The organism is Streptomyces luteolifulvus (assembly GCF_008806595.1).
Lineage (GTDB): Bacteria > Actinomycetota > Actinomycetes > Streptomycetales > Streptomycetaceae > Streptomyces > Streptomyces luteolifulvus.
Genome location: NZ_VZRB01000020.1, coordinates 135,363 through 154,484 on the forward strand (window position 1 = coordinate 135,363; position 19,122 = coordinate 154,484).

Below are 19,122 nucleotides of genomic sequence, written 5' to 3' on the forward strand. Positions count from 1 at the left end.
GACCTCGATCATTTGCTGAGGAGCAAGTGAAGGCCAATTCCGCTTACCGCGCACTGTTTTGATCAGGTTCCGGTACCTACAATCCGTCCACATCTTGAGCTCAGCCCAAGCGTCAAGGAGGACGAATGGCGGGGCTTTCTACCCCTCATCAGTTGGATCACCCCACAACCTTCGCAGCCGCAGTGCTGACCGACGGCAACCGCCTGATCGTGACCGTCATCGCGGTCGTGGCGCTGGCGGCGCTCGTGGTCGCAGGCATCCTGGTGCGCCAGGTACTCGCGGCGGGCGAGGGCACCGACAGCATGAAGAAGATCGCGGCGGCGGTCCAGGAAGGCGCGAACGCCTATCTGGCCCGGCAGCTGCGCACGCTCGGCGTATTCGCCGTGGTCGTGTTCTTCCTGCTCATGCTGCTGCCCGCGGACGACTGGAATCAGCGCATCGGCCGATCGGTGTTCTTCTTGATCGGCGCCGCGTTCTCGGCGGCGACCGGTTATATCGGCATGTGGCTCGCCGTGCGCAGCAATGTCCGCGTCGCCGCGGCGGCCCGCGAAGCCACCCCGGCGGAAGGCGAGCCGGAAAAGGATCTCACCGCCGTCTCGCACAAAGCCATGAAGATCGCTTTCCGCACGGGCGGCGTCGTCGGCATGTTCACGGTGGGGCTCGGTCTGCTGGGCGCCTCCTGCGTGGTGCTGGTGTACGCGGCCGACGCCCCGAAGGTGCTCGAGGGCTTCGGCCTCGGGGCCGCGCTGATCGCCATGTTCATGCGTGTCGGCGGCGGCATCTTCACCAAGGCCGCCGACGTCGGCGCCGACCTGGTCGGCAAGGTCGAGCAGGGCATTCCGGAGGACGATCCGCGCAATGCCGCGACCATCGCCGACAACGTGGGCGACAACGTCGGCGACTGTGCGGGCATGGCGGCCGACCTCTTCGAGTCGTACGCCGTGACCCTGGTCGCCGCGCTGATCCTCGGCAAGGTGGCGTTCGGCGACTCCGGGCTCGCCTTCCCGCTGCTCGTCCCCGCGATCGGCGTGATCACCGCGATGATCGGCATCTTCGCGGTGGCGCCCAGGGCCTCCGACCGCAGCGGCATGTCCGCGATCAACCGTGGGTTCTTCATCTCCGCGGTGATCTCGCTCGTGCTGGTGGCCGTGGCCGTGTTCGTCTATCTCCCCGGCACGTATGCCGAACTCGACGGTGTCACCGACGCGGCGATCAGCGCCAAGGACGGCGACCCGCGGATCCTGGCGCTCGTCGCGGTGGCGATCGGCATCCTGCTGGCGGCCGTCATCCAGCAGCTCACCGGCTACTTCACCGAGACCAGCCGACGCCCGGTCAAGGACATCGGCAAGACCTCGCTCACCGGTCCGGCCACCGTCGTCCTGGCCGGCATCTCCGTCGGTCTCGAATCGGCCGTCTACACCGCGTTGCTGATCGGCCTCGGTGTGTACGGGGCGTTCCTGCTCGGCGGTACGTCGATCATGCTGGCGCTGTTCGCGGTGGCGCTGGCCGGCACCGGCCTGCTCACCACGGTCGGTGTGATCGTCGCGATGGACACCTTCGGCCCGGTCTCCGACAACGCGCAGGGCATCGCCGAGATGTCCGGCGACGTCGAGGGCGCGGGCGCGCAGGTGCTCACCAACCTGGACGCGGTCGGCAACACCACCAAGGCCATCACCAAGGGCATCGCCATCGCCACCGCGGTCCTCGCGGCATCGGCGCTCTTCGGGTCGTACCGTGACGCGATCACGACCGGCGCGCAGGACGTCGGTGAGAAGCTCGGCGGAGCCGGTGCGCCGATGAGCCTGATGATGGACATCTCGCAGCCCAACAACCTCGTCGGTCTCATCGCCGGTGCGGCGGTCGTCTTCCTCTTCTCGGGGCTCGCGATCAACGCCGTGTCGCGGTCGGCGGGTTCCGTGGTGTACGAGGTGCGGCGGCAGTTCCGTGAGAAGCCCGGGATCATGGACTACAGCGAGACACCGGAGTACGGCAAGGTCGTCGACATCTGTACCAAGGACGCCCTGCGTGAACTCGCCACACCCGGTCTGCTCGCCGTGATGGCGCCGATCTTCATCGGCTTCACCCTCGGTGTCGGCGCGCTCGGCGCGTATCTCGCGGGCGCGATCGGGACGGGCACGCTGATGGCGGTGTTCCTGGCCAACTCCGGTGGCGCGTGGGACAACGCGAAGAAACTCGTGGAGGACGGTCACCACGGCGGCAAGGGCAGCGAGGCCCATGCCGCGACGGTGATCGGCGACACGGTCGGTGACCCCTTCAAGGACACCGCCGGTCCCGCGATCAACCCCCTGCTGAAGGTGATGAACCTGGTGGCGCTGCTGATCGCGCCCGCGGTCATCCAGTTCAGCTACGGCGACGACAAGAGCATCGGCGTACGGATCGTCATCGCGGTCCTGGCACTCCTCGTGATCGCGGGAGCGGTCTACGTCTCCAAGCGGCGCGGAATCGCCGTGGGTGACGAGGACAATGCCGAGCGGATGGCCAAGTCGGCGGATCCCGCGGTGGTTTCGTAGGCGGTCGTACGGAGTCCCGTGCAACGGGCGGGCGGGTGGCGCGAGTTGATGCGCCGCCCGCCCGCTTCCTGCGTGTGTGCGCCGTCACCGTGAGCCTTCTCTCGCTTGGTGCGAACAGTTACAATCCGTGTTATAACGGGCGTTCGATATGCGGTTGTCCCCCACCTGGCGTGTATGTTCCGGGGCCGAGAGCCATGGAAGGGACCAATCCGGTGAACAAGAAGCTCGCGGCCGCACTGTCCGGCGGTGCGGTACTGGTACTGGCGCTGTCGGGATGCAGCAGCGACGACGGCGACGACAAGCTGAACGCCTGGGCCGAGCAGGTCTGCGGCGCCGTGCAGCCGCAGGCCAAGAAGATCGAGGCCGCCAACGCCGCGATCCAGAAGGAGACCTCGGACAACAGCACGCCGGCAGAGGTGCAGAAGACCGACGCGCAGGCCTTCCAGGACATGTCCGACGCCTACAAGGCGATCGGTGCCGCCGTGCAGAAGGCGGGGGCGCCCGACGTCGAGAACGGCGCGAAGAAGCAGCAGGACGCGGTCAAGGAGCTCAACGACATCTCCTCGTCGTACGCGTCCCTGAAGGCCCAGGTCGACAAGCTCGACACCAAGGACCAGGCGAAGTTCGCCGACGGCCTCAAGGACATCGCGACCGAGCTGGACAAGCTGAGCCAGAGCGGGAACGACGCGCTGAAGACCCTCGAGGAGGGCGAGGTCGGCAAGGCCATGGCCAAGCAGCAGAGCTGCAAGGCGGCGGCCTCCTCGGCCCCGGCGGCGTCGAGCTGACAGGGCCGTGACCGCGGGTTGACACCGGTCGCCGGTCGGCACGGTTTGCGGTCGGTCGGCGTGGCCTGCGGTCGCCGGTCGGCACGGCGTGCGGCTCCCGGTCGGTATCGCCTGCGACCGCCGCACGGCACCGCCTGCGACCGTCCGCCAGACACGGCCCGCGGCGTGAGCGGCGCTCTTGCGGTGCGCGTCACAATGGGGGGCGTGAGTGACTCCAGCCTGCACACCCTGCCCGCTTCCGACCGCACCGACGTCATCGCCCGGCTGCGGGAGGCCCTGCTCGGGGCCTCCTTCACGGCCGACGGCCTGCTCGACCTGCTCGGCGCCCCGGCGTACGCGGCGCTCGCGCGCAGCGAGACCGTGCCCGCGCTCCGGGCCACCCGGGGCGACACGCCGCTGGAGGTGCTCGTGCGGCTGTTTCTGTTGCAGCAGCCCGTGCCCCACGCGCGCGTGGAGGGCGTTCTGCCCGTCGCGGAGTGCCTGGAGACCGGGTGGCTCGTACGCGTCGGCCAGGGCGCCGGGGACGCCGTCGCCGCGACCGTGGACGTACGGCCGTACGGCGGCTCGGACGGCGAGGACTGGTTCATCGTGTCCGACCTCGGCTGCGCGGTCGGCGGCGCCGGAGGCATCGGCAGCCGCGACGAAGGCGTTGTCCTTGGGGTGGGCGGCGCCTCCACGACCCTCGCGAACATCACGGTGCGCACCCCCGTCTCCGCCGCCCTCGACCTCGGCACCGGCTCCGGGATCCAGGCGCTGCACGCCGTACAGCACGCCACGCGCGTGACGGCGACCGACGTCAACCCGCGCGCGCTGCACATCACCGCGCTGACGCTGGCGCTGTCCGGGGCGCCCGCCGCCGACCTGCGCGAGGGCTCGCTGTTCGACCCGGTCCGGGACGACGAGACGTACGACCTGATCGTGTCCAACCCGCCGTTCGTGATCTCGCCGGGTGCCCGGCTCACCTACCGCGACGGCGGGATGGGCGGGGACGATCTGTGCCGGTCGCTCGTTCAGGGGGCGGGGGAGCGGCTGAACGAGGGCGGATTCGCACAGTTCCTCGCCAACTGGCAGCACGTGGAGGGGGAGGACTGGCAGGACCGGCTCAGGTCCTGGGTGCCGCGCGGGTGCGACGCGTGGATCGTGCAGCGTGAGGTCCAGGACGTCACGCAGTACGCCGAGCTGTGGCTGAGGGACGCGGGTGACCACCGCGGCGACCCGGCCGACTACCAGGCGCGGTACGACGCCTGGCTGGACGAGTTCGAGGCGCGCAAGGTGCGGGCCGTCGGCTTCGGCTGGATCACCCTGCGCAAGACGGGCTCTCCCGTGCCCTCGGTCACCGTCGAGGAGTGGCCGCACCCGGTCGAGCAGCCGCTCGGGGACGCGGTCCGGGCGCACTTCACCCGCCTCGACTATCTGCGCGAGCACGACGACGCTGCCCTGCTCGCCGGCCACTTCAGGCTCGCCGCCGAGATCGTCCAGGAGCAGGTCGGACTGCCCGGCGCCGAGGATCCCGAGCATGTGGTGCTGCGCCAGAACCGCGGAATGCGCCGTGCCACCAAGGTGGACACGGTCGGCGCGGGCTTCGCGGGCGTGTGCGACGGCACGCTGAGCGCGGGGCGCATCCTGGACGCCATCGCGCAACTGGTGGGCGAGGACCCGGTCCTGCTGCGCGACCGTACGCCCGCGCAGATCCGGCTGCTGGTGGAGCAGGGGTTCCTCGAACCGGCCTGAGCCCGGGGCGCGCGCACACCCTGTGCTCGACGGCCGGGACGCCCCCGCACTTCTGGGGCCGCAGTGTCTGATCTGGTGGGATTGCTGCGGAAAAGGGCTCCTGTCAGTGGCGGGTGCGAAGCTACCTTCAAGGGACAAACTCCGCGCGTCCTCGGGGGAGGCGCGCTGTCCCAGGGGGAGGCGCGATGGCGGGGGAGACGCCGGATCACGGCGAGGGCAGGGTCATCAACGAGCGGTACCGGCTGCTGCGGACGCTCGGCGCGGGAGGCATGGGGCGCGTCTGGCTCGCGTACGACGAGGAGTTGGCCTGTCAGGTCGCGCTGAAGGAGATCGCGCTGCCGGACACGCCGACGGACGCGAGCGAGCCCGCCCAGCGCATCGCCCGGGCCCGCAGCGAGGCCCGGCACGCGGCGCGGCTGCGCGGCCATCCGCATGTGGCCACGGTGCACGACGTCGTGGTGCACGAGGGTCTGCCCTGGATCGTCATCGAGTACGTGCCGGACGCGGTCGACCTCCAGGCGGTCGTACGGCGTTCCGGGCCGCTGTCGCCGGCGCAGGTGGCCCGCGTGGGGCTCGCCGTCCTCGACGCGCTCACCGCCGGACACCGGATCGGCATCCTCCACAGGGATGTGAAACCGGCCAACATCCTTCTGGCGCCGGACGCTTCGGGCGAGGCCTACGCGCGCGTGCTGCTCACCGACTACGGCATCGCCCTCCAGCCCGAGTCCCGCGAGCCCCGGCTCACCGCCACCGCGGGCATCCTCGGCACACCCGGCTACCTCGCCCCCGAGCGGGCCCGCGGCGAGCCGCCCACCCCGGCCGCCGACCTGTTCTCCCTCGGCGCCACGCTGTACGCCGCCGTGGAGGGCCGCGGTCCCTTCGACCGCCACGGCGACTACGCGACCCTCACGGCCCTGCTCGGCGAGGAGCCCACACCGCCGGTCCGGGCCGGTGAACTGACGCCCGTGCTGCAGGGGTTACTGGTCAAGGACCCGGTGCGCAGATCGGCGCCGGAGGCGGTGGCACGGGGGCTGGAGCGGGTCCTTCCTGGGGTGGCGGGGGCATCGCCTGGGGGTTACGGGGCACCGCCCGCGTGGGGTACGGCGCCGCCGTGGGCGGGGGCCGCACCGGCAGGGCCCGGGGCGGTTCAGGCGGGGTTCGGTCCGCCGCCGAGCACTCCACGGACTCCGGGCGCGGCACCGGCTCCGGACACACCGCGGACGCCGCGGACACCGCGCACTCCGGAGCCCCCCGGATCGACGCCGTACCACCCGTGGCGGCAGACCGCGCCGACGCCGGGCCCGGCGCCCGGCAACCCCTATGTGCAGGGAGCCGGTCCTCCGTACACGCCCCCTTCCTCCGGCAGCGCCCACAGCCCGTACGCGGGCCACGCGGGAACCGGCGGCCCGTCGCCGTACGCCGGAGGTGCCATGCCGCCGCCGTACGCCGGAAGTGCGCCCCCGCCGCCGTACTCGGGCGGCCCCGGTGGCATCTGGGGTTCCGGCGGGCCCACCCCCCTCGGCGGGCCCCTCGCCCCGCCCCCGGGCGCCAGGAAGCGCGCGGCGCTCATCGCGCTCGTCGTGGCCGCCGTTCTCGTCATCGCCGGCGGTGCCTGGGCGGCCGTCCTGCTGACCGGGGACGAGGGCGGTGGCAAGGAGAAGGCCGCAACCAGGAAGTCGCCCGCGCCGAGCGGCTCCCGGGGATCGCCGTCGCCGACCGGTCCCGTACTGCCGTACGGCGATGTGGTCGGCCTCGGGGAGCCGCTGGAGACCGGCGACTGTGTGCGGGCGGTCTGGTCGGGGACACCGTTCAGGTCGGTGCCGAACCTGGGCGTGGTGGACTGCGCCGGCGACTGGCCGGACGGCCAGGTCGTGGCGGTCGACACGGCCGCCGACTACGCGGACGCCCGCGACCGGGGCGCGCAGCGCTGCGCGGACCTGAGCCGCGCGGTCGTCGGCGCCCTGCCGGACGCGGCCGCCTACGCCGTCGTGCCGACGAAGGAGGGCTTCACGGCGGCGGGCAGCGGTACGGCATGTCTCGTACTCGGCCGCCATGCCGCGATCGGCGGGGAAGTGGGCCGCTTCCGCGACACGGGCACGAACCTGTGGGTCGGCCAGATGAGCGTCGGCGACTGCTGGGTCTACGAGGAAGTGGAGGACGGCTACGAAGCACCGCTCGCCGACTGCACGGAGCCGCACACCGACCAGGTCATAGGCAGCGTCCGCGCCCCCGAGGACATGACCTACAAGAACGGCACCGACAACGCGACCAAGCTGTGCCGGAACCGGTTCGAGTCGGTCTGGGCGCCCGGCCCGGAGCGGGTCGTCTACGGCTGGGTCGCCGACGAGGACGACTGGGAGCAGGGCTTCGACAAGATCGTGTGCACGGTGAGCCGTGCCGACAACGAGAAGACGACCGGAAAAATACCCGCGCCCGGCTCGGTGTGAGCCCGGCCTCATCGCGGGGCAGGCTGAGCCGGGCGGTCCACAACCGTGTCGGCCCCGTGTTCACCCGGGGTTCGCCTGCCCGCCGCCTGCGCGTGTCAGCCTCCCCGGGCTGGGCACATACGGACAGGGAGAAAAGGGGCACGCCAGCCATGGAGAGCGGACCGGCGATCTTCGCGGGAATGGTGTTCGCCCTGTTCGGAGGCGGTCTGCTGGTGTGGACGGCGACCCGGGTGCGGCATCGCGAACCCGTCGCGCACGGCGTGAACCCCGTCGCATCGGCGGCTCTCGCGACCCTCGCCGCGGTGATCGCGCTGGCCCTGTCGGTGTGGTGCTTCACGCGCCTCTGAGCAGCCCGGCAGAGCCGCGGTCCCGCTGCGGCGAAGCTGCGGATCGCGTAACTGAGAGGTCACACTCCGGACAGGCGCGAAAGGACGGTGACCACTCCGGGCGGCAGGAATGGCGGTAGTCGGGTTACCGTTCGAGTGGCCGTTGTGGGCTTTTCCCGTTTGACACGGGGGCGGGATGTACCGTCACACTCCGCAGCGTCAGCCAACCCGACCCCGGGAACAGCCCCTGGGGAGAGACCCCAGCGTCGACCGGAGAGAAGAGCGAAGTTGTCCCCGACCAGCGAGACCGCACAGGGCGGCCGCCGACTCGTCATCGTCGAGTCGCCTGCCAAGGCGAAGACGATCAAGGGCTACCTCGGCCCCGGGTACGTCGTCGAGGCGAGCGTCGGGCACATCCGCGACCTCCCCAACGGCGCCGCCGAGGTGCCGGAGAAGTACACCGGCGAGGTGCGCCGGCTCGGTGTGGACGTCGAACACGACTTCCAGCCGATCTATGTGATCAACGCCGACAAGCGCGCCCAGGTCAAGAAGCTCAAGGATCTGCTGCGGGACTCCGACGAGCTCCTGCTCGCCACCGATGAGGACCGCGAGGGCGAGGCCATCGCATGGCACCTCCTGGAGGTGCTGAAGCCCAAGGTCCCGGTCAAGCGGATGGTGTTCCACGAGATCACCAAGGACGCGATCCGCGAGGCCGTCGCCAACCCGCGCGACCTCAACCAGCGCATGGTCGACGCCCAGGAGACCCGCCGCATCCTCGACCGTCTCTACGGCTACGAGGTCTCGCCGGTCCTGTGGAAGAAGGTCATGCCGCGGCTGTCCGCGGGGCGTGTCCAGTCCGTCGCCACCCGGCTCGTCGTCGAGCGGGAGCGCGAGCGCATCGCGTTCCGTTCCGCCGAGTACTGGGACCTGACGGGCACCTTCGCGACGGGCCGCGCGGGGGACACCTCGGACCCGTCGTCGCTCGTCGCCCGTCTGCAGTCCGTCGACGGCCGGCGGGTCGCGCAGGGCCGCGACTTCGACAGCCTGGGACAGCTCAAGAGCGCGAACACCCTCCACCTCGACGAGGCGAACGCCCGCGGCCTGGCCGCCGCCCTGGAGAGCACGCGGTTCTCCGTCCGGTCCGTCGAGTCGAAGCCGTATCGCCGCTCGCCGTACGCCCCCTTCCGTACGACGACGCTGCAGCAGGAGGCCAGCCGGAAGCTCGGCTTCGGTGCCAAGGCGACCATGCAGATCGCGCAGAAGCTGTACGAGAACGGCTACATCACGTACATGCGTACGGACTCCACGACGCTGAGCGACACCGCTGTCGCCGCCGCTCGTGCGCAGGTCACGCAGCTGTACGGCGCCGACTATCTGCCGGCGCAGCCGCGTACGTACGCCGGGAAGGTCAAGAACGCGCAGGAGGCGCACGAGGCGATCCGCCCCTCGGGTGATCGTTTCCGCACCCCGGCCGAGACGGGTCTGACCGGTGACCAGTTCAGGCTCTACGAGCTGATCTGGAAGCGGACCGTCGCCTCCCAGATGAAGGACGCGACGGGCAACTCGGTCACGGTGAAGATCGGCGGCACCGCTGCCGACGGCCGCGACGTCGAGTTCAGCGCCTCCGGCAAGACGATCACCTTCCACGGCTTCCTGAAGGCCTACGTGGAGGGCGCCGACGACCCGAACGCCGAGCTGGACGACCGTGAGCGCCGGCTGCCGCAGGTCGACGAGGGCGACGCGCTGTCGGCCCAGGAGATCACGGTCGACGGGCACGCCACCAAGGCCCCGGCCCGCTACACCGAGGCCAGCCTGGTCAAGGAGCTCGAAGAGCGCGAGATCGGCCGCCCGTCGACGTACGCCTCGATCATCGGCACGATCCTCGACCGCGGCTATGTGTTCAAGAAGGGCACGGCACTGGTGCCGTCCTTCCTGTCCTTCGCCGTGGTCAACCTTCTGGAGAAGCACTTCGGGCGGCTCGTCGACTACGACTTCACCGCCAAGATGGAGGACGACCTCGACCGCATCGCGCGCGGTGAGGCGCAGGCCGTGCCGTGGCTGAAGCGGTTCTACTTCGGCGAGGGCACCAACAACGGCAATGCGGCCGAGGCGGGCAATGGCGACGGGGACCACCTCGGCGGTCTCAAGGAGCTGGTGACCGACCTGGGTGCGATCGACGCGCGCGAGGTGTCGTCGTTCCCCGTGGGCAACGGCATCGTGCTGCGAGTCGGCCGCTACGGCCCGTACATCGAGCGCGGCGAGAAGGACTCCGAGCTCCACCAGCGCGCGGACATCCCGCAGGACCTGGCGCCGGACGAGCTGTCCGTCGAGCTCGCCGAGGAGCTGCTGGCCAAGCCGAGCGGCGACTTCGAACTGGGCAACGACCCGGCGACGGGTCACCAGATCGTCGCCAAGGACGGCCGCTACGGCCCGTACGTCACCGAGGTGCTCCCCGAGGGCACCCCGAAGACCGGCAAGAACGCCGTGAAGCCGCGTACGGCCTCGCTGTTCAAGTCGATGTCGCTCGACACGGTGACGCTGGAGGACGCGCTCAAACTGATGTCGCTGCCGCGCGTCGTCGGCAAGGACGCCGAAGGCGTGGAGATCACCGCGCAGAACGGGCGCTACGGGCCGTATCTGAAGAAGGGCACGGACTCGCGCTCGCTGCAGTCCGAGGACCAGCTCTTCACGATCACCCTCGAAGAGGCGCTGGAGATCTACTCGCAGCCCAAGCAGCGTGGCCGGGCCGCCGCCAAGCCGCCGCTGAAGGAGCTGGGTGCGGACCCGGTCAGCGGGAAGCCGGTCGTCGTCAAGGACGGTCGCTTCGGCCCGTATGTCACCGACGGGGAGACCAACGCGACCCTGCGCTCCGGCGACAGTGTCGAGGCGATCACCCCGGAGCGCGGCTTCGAACTGCTTGCCGAGAAGCGGGCGAAGGGTCCGGCCAAGAAGACCGCGAAGAAGGCGCCCGCGAAGAAGGCTCCGGCCAAGAAGGCGACGGCCGCCAAGAAGACCGCGGCGAAGAAGACGACGGCCGCGAAGAAGACGACGGCGAAGAAGACGACTGCGAAGAAGACGACGACGGCCGCCAAGAAGGCGACGGCTTCGAACTCCGCCGCCTCCGCCGCCGACGACTGAGCGACGACTGAACAGCGCCCGCTTCTCAGCGTTTTCTCCACCGTTTCCCTGCGAGTTCTCCACAGCGAGTTCGCAAAACGAACGCCCCGGCATCGGTTTGATGTCAAGGCGTGCGCACGTTCGGACGGTCGCCACGGGCTGTCGGCGCCTCCCGATAGGCTGAAAGCATGACGCGAGCCGAGCAGCCAACGGCCCCCCATCCGGCCCCCGACGACGCCCTGGTCGCCGACTCCCGAGAGCGCGCCGTCCGCGCCCTGCTGCGGCGGCCGCAGCTGAAGCGGCTGTGGAGCGCACACCTGGTGAGCGGTGTCGGCGACACGCTGGCGCTCCTGGTGCTGATCGTCCTCGCCCTTCAGGCGGCGATCGCCGCGGGCTCGTTCGGCGGCGGCTACCGCGGCGCGGCGTTCGCAGTGGCGAGCGTTTTCGGGGTGCGCATCCTGGCCACGCTGCTCTTCGGCGCCGTCCTGCTGGGCCCCCTCAGCTCCCTCACCTCCAAGGAGGGCCCGCTCGACCGCCGCTGGACCATGGTCGGCGCGGACGGCCTGAGGGCCGCGGTGCTCATCGTGGCGCCGCTGTGGATCGACTGGATGCCCGACGACACGCTGGCCATGGTCCTGGTCACCGTGTTCGTCACGGGCGTCGCCGAACGATTCTGGACAGTGTGCCGCGAGAGCGCGGCGCCCGCACTGCTGCCCGCCCCGCCCCCGGAGGGTGCGACGGTACGACCGCTGCCGGACCATCTCGACGCCCTGCGCCGCCTGTCGCTGCGTACGGGCTTCGTCGCCGTCCCTCTCGCCGCCGCCGCACTCGTCGTCGCGTCGCTGTTCAACAACCTGCTCGGCGCCGGTGTCGACTGGTTCGCCCAGCACCAGGCGGCCCTCGCCTCGTACGTCGCGGCCGGACTGTTCGCCGCCTCCCTGTCCGTGCTCACCGCCCTGGAACTTCCCGACACGCGCACCCCACGCGCGCGTTCGCCGCTGGAGGGACTGCGCCGCCCCAAGACGGGCACCGGCGCCGACAAGGGCCGCACCGGCGCCATCCCCCTGCTGGTGCTCGCCTGCGCGGCCGTCGCCGCGGCGATCGCGGCCGCCGTCGCCGTGTCCGTGCTGCATGCCAAGGACCTGGGCGGCGGCCCCGTGATGTACGGGCTGCTGGTGCTCGGACTGACCGGCGGGGTCGTCGTGGGCATCCGTACGGCGCCTGCCGTGCTGCCCACCCTGTCGCGGCGCCGGCTGCTGTCGCTGGCGATCGCCTTCACCGGCGTCGCGCTGCTGGCCGCCGGGCTCGTCCCGGACGTCACCACCGTGCTGCTGATCGTCACGCTGGCCGGCATCGGCGCGGGCGTGGCCGCCAACACCGGGCACACCCTGCTCGACCAGGAGACCGAGGACCACCGCCGGGCGCGCACGACCGAGCACCTGCACGCGGTCGTACGGGTCTCCGTGGCCCTGAGCGCGCTGGTCGCGCCCTTGGTGGCCGCGGGGATCGGGCCGCACCGGCTGGAGAACGGCAAGTTCGTGTTCGCGCACGGCGGCGCGGCATTCACGCTGATGCTGGTCGGCGCCCTGCTGCTGCCGGTGGCCGTGCTGGTGCTGGCCAAGGTCGACGACCGCTCCGGCGTACCGCTGCGGCACGACCTGCGGGACGCGCTGCTCGGCGGCGACGACCCCGACACGGTGCCCGTGGCGAACGGCTTCTTCATCGCGCTGGAAGGCGGCGACGGGGCCGGGAAGTCCACCCAGGCCGAGGCGCTCGCCGAGTGGATCAGGGCCAAGGGCCACGAGGTCGTGCTCACCCGCGAGCCGGGGGCGACGCCGGTCGGCAAGCGGCTGCGGTCGATCCTGCTGGACGTGTCGAGCGCCGGGCTCTCGCACCGGGCGGAGGCGCTGCTGTACGCGGCGGACCGCGCGGAACATGTCGACACGGTCGTACGGCCCGCCCTGGAGCGCGGCGCGGTGGTCATCTCGGACCGCTACATCGACTCCTCCGTCGCCTACCAGGGGGCGGGCCGCGATCTGTCCCCGACCGAGATCGCCCGGATCAACCGTTGGGCGACACACGGACTCGTGCCGCACCTGACCGTGCTGCTCGACGTCTCGCCGGAGACCGCGCGTGAACGGTTCACCGAGGCGCCGGACCGGCTGGAGTCGGAGCCGGCCGAGTTCCACGCGCGCGTGCGGTCCGGTTTCCTCACCCTGGCCGCCGCCGACCCCGGCCGCTACCTCGTCGTGGACGCGGGCCAGGAGCCGGAGGCCGTCACGACGGTCGTCCGGCACCGGCTCGACCAGATGCTGCCGCTGTCCGAGGCCGAGGTGAAGGCCCAGGAGGAGGCACGGCGCAAGGCCGAGGAGGAAGCCCGGCGCAAGGCCGAGGAAGAGGCCGCCCGCAAGGCCGAGGAGGAGCGCCTGGAGCGCGAGCGCCAGGAGCAGCTCGAACGGCTGCGCGCCGAGGAGGAGGAGCGCAAGCGGCGCGAGCTGGAGGAGGCGCAGCGGCGCGAGGCCGAACGGCAGGCGGAGGAGGCCCGGCGGCGGGCCGAGGAAGCACGCCGTCGTGCCGAGGAGGAGCGGGTACGGCTCCTCGCCGAGGAGAAGGCGCGCGCCGAGGAGGAGGCCCGGCGCAAGGCCGCGGAGGAGCGGCGGCGCAAGCAGGCCGAGGACGAGGCCCGGCTGCGGGCCGAGGCCGAGGCGCGGCGCCTGGAGAAGCAGCGCAAGGCCGAGGAGGCGCTGCTGCGTGCCGAGGATGCGCGTCGGCTGGCCGAGCAGGCGACGGCCGCCGCCAGGATTGGCCCGCAGGAGTCCGCTGGCGCGCCCGCGGAGGCGGCGACCGTTCCGTCGCCGGTCGTGGGGCCGGCTTCGGGCGGGGCGACGGACGAGACCACGGTGCTGCGGCCGGTGCGAGGTGAGGAACCGGCCGCGAGCCCGTCCTCCGAGGAGTCCGCGTCCGAGGTGACGACCAAGCTGCCCCAGCCGCCGGCTCCGCAGGGCGCCGGGGACGAGACAGAGGTGCTGCCTCCGGTTCCGCCGGGTGCGGCGGACGAGACGGCCGTGCTGCCTCCGGTTCCGCCGGGTGCGGCCGATGAGACGGCGGTTCTGCCGCCGGTGCCCGCGGGAGATGCCGACGAGACGGCGGTGCTTCCTCCCGTACGGGACGAGCAGCCCGTGGACCGGGTTCCGCCCGGGTTCTTCCGCGACGAGCAGGCGGCGGCGCCTGGACCGGACCGGGCCGAGGACCGCACGCGCGAGATGCCTCGGCTCGACGCCGAGGGCGCGCCGCGGCGGGGCCGGTCGGACTGGGCCGAGGAGACCCCGCTGGACGACCTGCCCACCCTGGCGGACGAGCTCCTCGGGCCGCACGAGGACGAACGGGACGAGGCGCGCGAGGAGCCTGGTGATCAGCGCGGACGTGGACGGGGCCGGGGGCGCCGGGGCTGAGCCCCGTAACGCCCCGCACCGCCCCGTGCCCTGTCCGGCCGCAGCCGCGTTGTCAGTGGCACCGCGCACAATGGATCCCGCACCGCGAAACATGACGAAGGGGCGGGGTGAGGCATGACCGTCTGGGACGACCTGGTGGGCCAGGAGAGGGTGAGCGAGCAGCTCGCCGCTGCCGCCCGGGACGCCGACGCCCTGGTCACCGCGGCCGCCGCGGACGCGCCGCTGCCCGAGGCGTCGAAGATGACGCACGCCTGGCTGTTCACGGGCCCGCCCGGTGCGGGCCGGAACCAGACGGCGCGGGCCTTCGCCGCCGCGCTCCAGTGCGTCAGCCCCGACCGCGCCCTCGGCGGGGCCCCCGGCTGCGGCTTCTGCGACGGCTGTCATACGGCACTGGTCGGCACCCACGCCGACGTCACCACCGTCGCCGCTGTCGGCACCCAGATCCTCGCCGACGACATGCGGGACACCGTCCGCAAGTCGTTCACCTCGCCGGCGAACGGCCGCTGGCAGATCATCCTCGTCGAGGACGCCGAGCGGCTGAACGAGAAGTCGGCCAACGCCGTCCTCAAGGCCGTGGAGGAACCCGCCCCCCGCACGGTCTGGTTGCTGTGCGCCCCGTCCGTCGAGGACGTCCTGCCGACCATCCGCTCCCGCTGCCGCCAGCTGAACCTCTCGACGCCGTCGGTCGACGCCGTGGCCGACATGCTCGTCCGCCGCGAGGGCGTGGAACCGGCCGCCGCGAGGGCCGCGGCCCTCGCCACCCAGGGCCATGTCGACCGGGCCCGCCGACTGGCCACCGATCCGGCCGCGCGCGAGCGGCGGGCCGCCGTACTGAAGCTGCCTCTCCGGGTCGATGACGTCGGCGGATGCCTCAGAGCCGCCCAGGAACTCGTCGACGCGGCCTCGGAGGACGCGAAGCAGCTCGCCGAGGAGATGGACGAAAAGGAGACCGAGGAGCTCAAGGCCGCCCTCGGCGCGGCGCAGGGCGGGCGCCTGCCACGCGGCACGGCCGGCGTGATGAAGGACCTGGAGGACAAGCAGAAGCGCCGCAGAACCCGCACCCAGCGCGACAGCCTCGACCTCGCCCTGACCGACCTGACCGGCTTCTACCGCGACGTCCTCGCCCTTCAGCTCGGCTCCCGCCTGGCGATCGCCAACGTGGACGCCGAGGACGCCCTGCAGCGGCTCGCCCGCGGCACCTCCCCGGAGTCCACCCTCCGCCGTATCGAGGCGATCGCCGCCTGCCGGGACGCCCTCGACCGCAATGTGGCCCCGCTGCTCGCGGTGGAGGCGATGACGATGGCCCTGAGAGCGGGCTGACCGGGGCCGGGCCCGGGGTGGTCTGCGGGTGCGCAGATTGACGGCGTACCTCGTACGGGGCAGAGCGTGCACGGAGGGCGTCCATTCCGTTGCGCAGCGTTACGCTCGCTTGATGCACCTCAGGCGAAACCTCCGCCCGCTCCGTCGGCGTCCTTCGGTCCGCCCGGCTCGTACCGGCGGTCTCCTCGTCGCCGCCGCACTGCTCGTCTCCGCCTGCTCCTCCGGCGGGTCGACGGGTTCCGCCACCTCGGCGGCGGAGGCGGCGCTGGCCGCGCTGCCCCGGGCCACACCGTCCGCGCTCGCTCCGTACTACGGCCAGAAGCCGAACTGGCGCGCCTGCGGAGTCCCGGGCTTCGAGTGCGCCACCGTCAAGGCGCCGCTCGACTACGCCGACCCGGGCGCCGGCGACGTCCGGCTCGCCCTCGCCCGCAAGAAGGCCACGGGCCCGGGCAGGCCGCTGGGCTCCCTGCTGGTGAATCCGGGAGGCCCGGGCGGCTCCGCGATCGACTATCTGGAGGGATACGCCGGGATCGGCTACCCGGCGGAGGTCCGCGCCCGCTACGACATGGTCGCGGTCGATCCGCGGGGCGTCGCCCGCAGCGAGCCGGTCGAGTGCCTGGACGGGCGGAGCATGGACGCGTACACGCAGACGGACACCACACCCGACGACGCGAAGGAGACGGCCGGGCTCGTCGACGCGTACAAGAAGTTCGCGGAAGCCTGCGGTGCGCACTCCGCGGATGTGCTGCGCCATGTGTCCACGGTCGAGGCGGCCCGGGACATGGACATCGTGCGGGCGGTGCTGGGCGACCCGAAGCTGAACTATGTGGGCGCCTCGTACGGGACGTTCCTCGGTGCGACATACGCGGGCCTCTTCCCCGACCGCGCGGGCCGGCTCGTCCTGGACGGCGCGATGGATCCGTCGCTGCCCGCCCGGCGGCTGAACATCGACCAGACGGCAGGCTTCGAGACGGCGTTCCAGGCGTTCGCGAAGGACTGCGTGCGGCAGCCGGACTGCCCCCTCGCGGCGAAGGGTGCGAAGCCCGCCGAGGTCGGCAGGAACCTCAAGGCCTTCTTCGACAAGCTGGACGCCCACCCGATCCCCGCAGGCGACGCGGACGGCCGCAAGCTCGGCGAGTCCCTCGCCACCACCGGCGTGATCGCGGCGATGTACGACGAGGCGTCCTGGGAACAGCTGCGCGAGGCACTCACCTCGGCGATCAAGGAGAACGACGGCGCGGGTCTGCTCGTCCTCTCCGACAGCTACTACGAGCGTGACGCCGGCGGCGGCTACACGAACCTGATGTCCGCCAACGCCGCCGTGAACTGCCTCGACCTCCCGGCGGCGTTCTCCACCCCCGACGAGGTCCGGGACGGACTGCCCGCCTTCGAGAAGGCGTCCCCCGTCTTCGGCGAGGGCCTCGCCTGGGCCTCCCTGAACTGCGCGTACTGGCCGGTCGCGCCCACGGGCGAGCCGCACCGCATCGAGGCGAAGGGCGCCGCACCGATCGTGGTCGTGGGCACCACCCGCGACCCGGCGACCCCCTACCGCTGGGCCCAGTCCCTGTCCCGCCAGCTCTCCTCGGCCCGCCTGCTCACCTACGACGGAGACGGCCACACCGCCTACGGCCGCGGCAGCGCCTGCATCGACTCCACGATCAACGCGTACTTGCTCCGCGGCACCCCTCCCACCCGGGGAAAGCGCTGCACATAGCGGTCCCACCGGCCCGGGGCCCCCGCTCCCGGGGCTGGTACGGAGCACCCCCGGAAACTGTGTAGACTTGCCGACGTTGCTGATCGCACCATAGTGCGGACAGCGCGCCGCCTTAGCTCAGATGGCCAGAGCAACGCACTCGTAATGCGTAGGTCTCGGGTTCGAATCCCGAAGGCGGCTCTTTGGTGAACCCCAGGTTAGGCCTCTGACCTGGGGTTTCTTGTTTTCGTTGACCTTGGAATCTCGGCGAATCGACACTGTCCGTCTGTGCATCGCAATGCGTAGGTCGCCGTTTCACATGTTGTTTGTCGATAGGCTGTCGCAAGGCTGTGACCTGCTGTTTTGCTCGGCTGAACCGCGGAGCCCGTCAGATCTCGATATCTTCGGTGGACACCCGGTGGACAGATGTGCGTGATGGGCAGTCAGGAGTTCTCTCGCCGAGTCCGGGTTCTGGCGCCGGTCGGGCGGTCGGGGTGCTGCGATCAGCGGTCTCGGTCTTGTGTCGTTCCGACAGCCGTAGGCGGAATCGGCGGTCCCGCGATACACATGGGGGAACGGCCTCGGGGGTCGCGCTCAGCGTCGGAGGGTGACGACCTTACCCTCCGCGTTCATGGCGCGGAGCCGTCGTGCAGACTGGAGCGGGAGACTTGCGCGAAGGTGAGCCGGACTTCGTCTGGTAGGGCGACTCGGGACAGCCCTCTGGCGGTCGTGGACTCCTTCGCGGGCACGGCGAGCTCATTGCGAAGCGGCTGAACCCTGGTGGCGTTCTCGTGTTCAGCCATGCCGAGCCCATCGGGGGCTACGAGGGCCCACAAGCGATGTACGGCAACCTACGGAAGTCCCTCGATCTGATCCTTGGCCCACCACAGGAATGCGGCGGCGTGCTGCTGGTTGGCGAAGTCCTGGCCGACGAGGTCATTCAGGAGGTCGTTGCTCCAGAGGATGAGCCGGCCGAGGGTCAAGTTCACCGACTCGGGTGCCGGCAGCTCGAGTTCGTAGACCATTCGCGCGATCTCGCGCTTGCCGCCCGCGTCCGTCGTGTACTTGAGGATCGTCAGGAACCGGTCGGGGTACATCACGCAGAGCACCCTCGTGAGAAGGGCCTCCTTGAAACCGGTCATGGCGAACGGCTTGGTGCCGTCCAGGAGATGCTGGAGCCGGTCTTCGAGCGGCACGTCGTCAGGGCCGTACAGGAGGTACTCGATCGTCTTGCGGGTCGCCTCCCCGGCCGCGGCATCGCCCATGTCGTTCCACGCGGAGTTGAAGGTGGCTTGATTGCCGGGGCGGGCTCCGACCTCGGAGTTGGCGAAGTCCTTGAGGACTCTGGGATCGCATGCCCACAGCCCGTCGGGGGAGAAGATCTGTTGGTACTTCGACCAGTAGGCCGCCACGTCGGGGTCGAAGTCCGGTTTGACGGCGAGGTACTGCTCCTTCAGCCGGGCCACGCGCTCCAACTGTTCGGGATCGACGTCCTCCGGTTTCGGGAAGCGGGCCTTGAGGTCGTCGAAGGTGCGGAGCGGGTTCCTCTGCGGGACGGTGGGCTCCTTGTGCTCCCATTCGTAGCCGCACCGGTGCTTCACGAGCCGACGTGCGCCGTCGAGTGTGCGGATCACCTCGATGTCCTCGTCGTCGCTGCACAGTGGACACATGACCAACGCCATGGCTACCCCGTTCCAACAGTGTTCGTGCCCGCCCCGAG

The 19,122-nt window shown here is 71.2% G+C and carries 10 protein-coding genes and 1 tRNA gene; 10 read left to right on the forward strand and 1 reads right to left on the reverse strand.

All coding sequences use genetic code 11. From position 1 onward, the window contains the following. Positions 1 to 125 precede the first annotated feature (125 nt). The 10 genes from F7R91_RS26445 (at position 126) to F7R91_RS26490 (ending at position 17,603) form a co-directional block, all read left to right on the forward strand. On the forward strand, positions 126 to 2,531 hold the full coding sequence (locus tag F7R91_RS26445) for a sodium-translocating pyrophosphatase (protein WP_150951888.1): 2,406 nt from the start codon (positions 126 to 128) through the stop codon (positions 2,529 to 2,531). A gap of 194 nt (positions 2,532 to 2,725) precedes the next feature. Beyond that, a complete protein-coding gene (locus F7R91_RS26450) occupies positions 2,726 to 3,316 on the forward strand; it encodes an oligoendopeptidase F family protein (RefSeq protein ID WP_150951891.1) in 591 nt (196 codons plus the stop codon). A gap of 195 nt (positions 3,317 to 3,511) precedes the next feature. Next, the gene (locus F7R91_RS26455; RefSeq protein WP_191971647.1) at positions 3,512 to 5,047 is read left to right on the forward strand and encodes a DUF7059 domain-containing protein; all 1,536 of its coding nucleotides are present in this window, start codon (positions 3,512 to 3,514) and stop codon (positions 5,045 to 5,047) included. Positions 5,048 to 5,232: 185 nt separating this feature from the next. Next, complete coding sequence (locus tag F7R91_RS26460) at positions 5,233 to 7,494, forward strand: serine/threonine-protein kinase (protein WP_150951897.1); 2,262 nt, start codon at positions 5,233 to 5,235, stop codon at positions 7,492 to 7,494. A 149-nt stretch (positions 7,495 to 7,643) separates the two neighbouring features. After that, positions 7,644 to 7,841 carry a hypothetical protein gene (locus F7R91_RS26465; protein ID WP_150951900.1) on the forward strand — a complete coding sequence of 66 codons (198 nt, stop codon included), beginning with the start codon at positions 7,644 to 7,646 and terminating at the stop codon, positions 7,839 to 7,841. Between the two features lie 267 nt (positions 7,842 to 8,108). Further along, positions 8,109 to 10,958 (forward strand): type I DNA topoisomerase, encoded by a 2,850-nt coding sequence (gene topA / locus F7R91_RS26470; protein ID WP_150951902.1) that lies wholly within the window; start codon positions 8,109 to 8,111, stop codon positions 10,956 to 10,958. 167 nt (positions 10,959 to 11,125) lie between these two features. Beyond that, the gene (tmk, locus tag F7R91_RS26475; protein WP_150951905.1) at positions 11,126 to 14,389 is read left to right on the forward strand and encodes a dTMP kinase; all 3,264 of its coding nucleotides are present in this window, start codon (positions 11,126 to 11,128) and stop codon (positions 14,387 to 14,389) included. Positions 14,390 to 14,503: 114 nt separating this feature from the next. Beyond that, positions 14,504 to 15,709, forward strand: a complete 1,206-nt coding sequence (locus F7R91_RS26480) for a DNA polymerase III subunit delta' (RefSeq protein ID WP_150951908.1) — start codon at positions 14,504 to 14,506, stop codon at positions 15,707 to 15,709. 112 nt (positions 15,710 to 15,821) lie between these two features. Then, a complete protein-coding gene (locus tag F7R91_RS26485) occupies positions 15,822 to 17,423 on the forward strand; it encodes an alpha/beta hydrolase (RefSeq protein WP_150951911.1) in 1,602 nt (533 codons plus the stop codon). Positions 17,424 to 17,529: 106 nt separating this feature from the next. Continuing rightward, positions 17,530 to 17,603 (forward strand) — tRNA-Thr (locus F7R91_RS26490). 650 nt (positions 17,604 to 18,253) lie between these two features. On the opposite strand, the gene F7R91_RS26500 is transcribed toward F7R91_RS26490, so the two are convergent. Next, positions 18,254 to 19,084: a hypothetical protein gene (locus F7R91_RS26500; protein ID WP_150951914.1), complete on the reverse strand. Its 831-nt coding sequence runs from the start codon at positions 19,082 to 19,084 to the stop codon at positions 18,254 to 18,256. Positions 19,085 to 19,122: the final 38 nt, after the last annotated feature.

Excerpts from the sequence above, each read along its gene's own strand:
- F7R91_RS26465 (WP_150951900.1), top strand. The coding sequence starts at position 7,644 with ATGGAGAGCGGACCGGCGATCTTCGCGGGAATGGTGTTCGCCCTGTTC.
- F7R91_RS26480 (WP_150951908.1), top strand. The coding sequence starts at position 14,504 with ATGACCGTCTGGGACGACCTGGTGGGCCAGGAGAGGGTGAGCGAGCAG.
- F7R91_RS26445 (WP_150951888.1), top strand. The coding sequence starts at position 126 with ATGGCGGGGCTTTCTACCCCTCATCAGTTGGATCACCCCACAACCTTC.
- F7R91_RS26460 (WP_150951897.1), top strand. The coding sequence starts at position 5,233 with ATGGCGGGGGAGACGCCGGATCACGGCGAGGGCAGGGTCATCAACGAG.
- F7R91_RS26500 (WP_150951914.1), bottom strand. The coding sequence starts at position 19,084 with ATGGCGTTGGTCATGTGTCCACTGTGCAGCGACGACGAGGACATCGAG.
- F7R91_RS26450 (WP_150951891.1), top strand. The coding sequence starts at position 2,726 with ATGGAAGGGACCAATCCGGTGAACAAGAAGCTCGCGGCCGCACTGTCC.
- tmk (WP_150951905.1), top strand. The coding sequence starts at position 11,126 with ATGACGCGAGCCGAGCAGCCAACGGCCCCCCATCCGGCCCCCGACGAC.
- F7R91_RS26485 (WP_150951911.1), top strand. The coding sequence starts at position 15,822 with ATGCACCTCAGGCGAAACCTCCGCCCGCTCCGTCGGCGTCCTTCGGTC.
- F7R91_RS26455 (WP_191971647.1), top strand. The coding sequence starts at position 3,512 with ATGGGGGGCGTGAGTGACTCCAGCCTGCACACCCTGCCCGCTTCCGAC.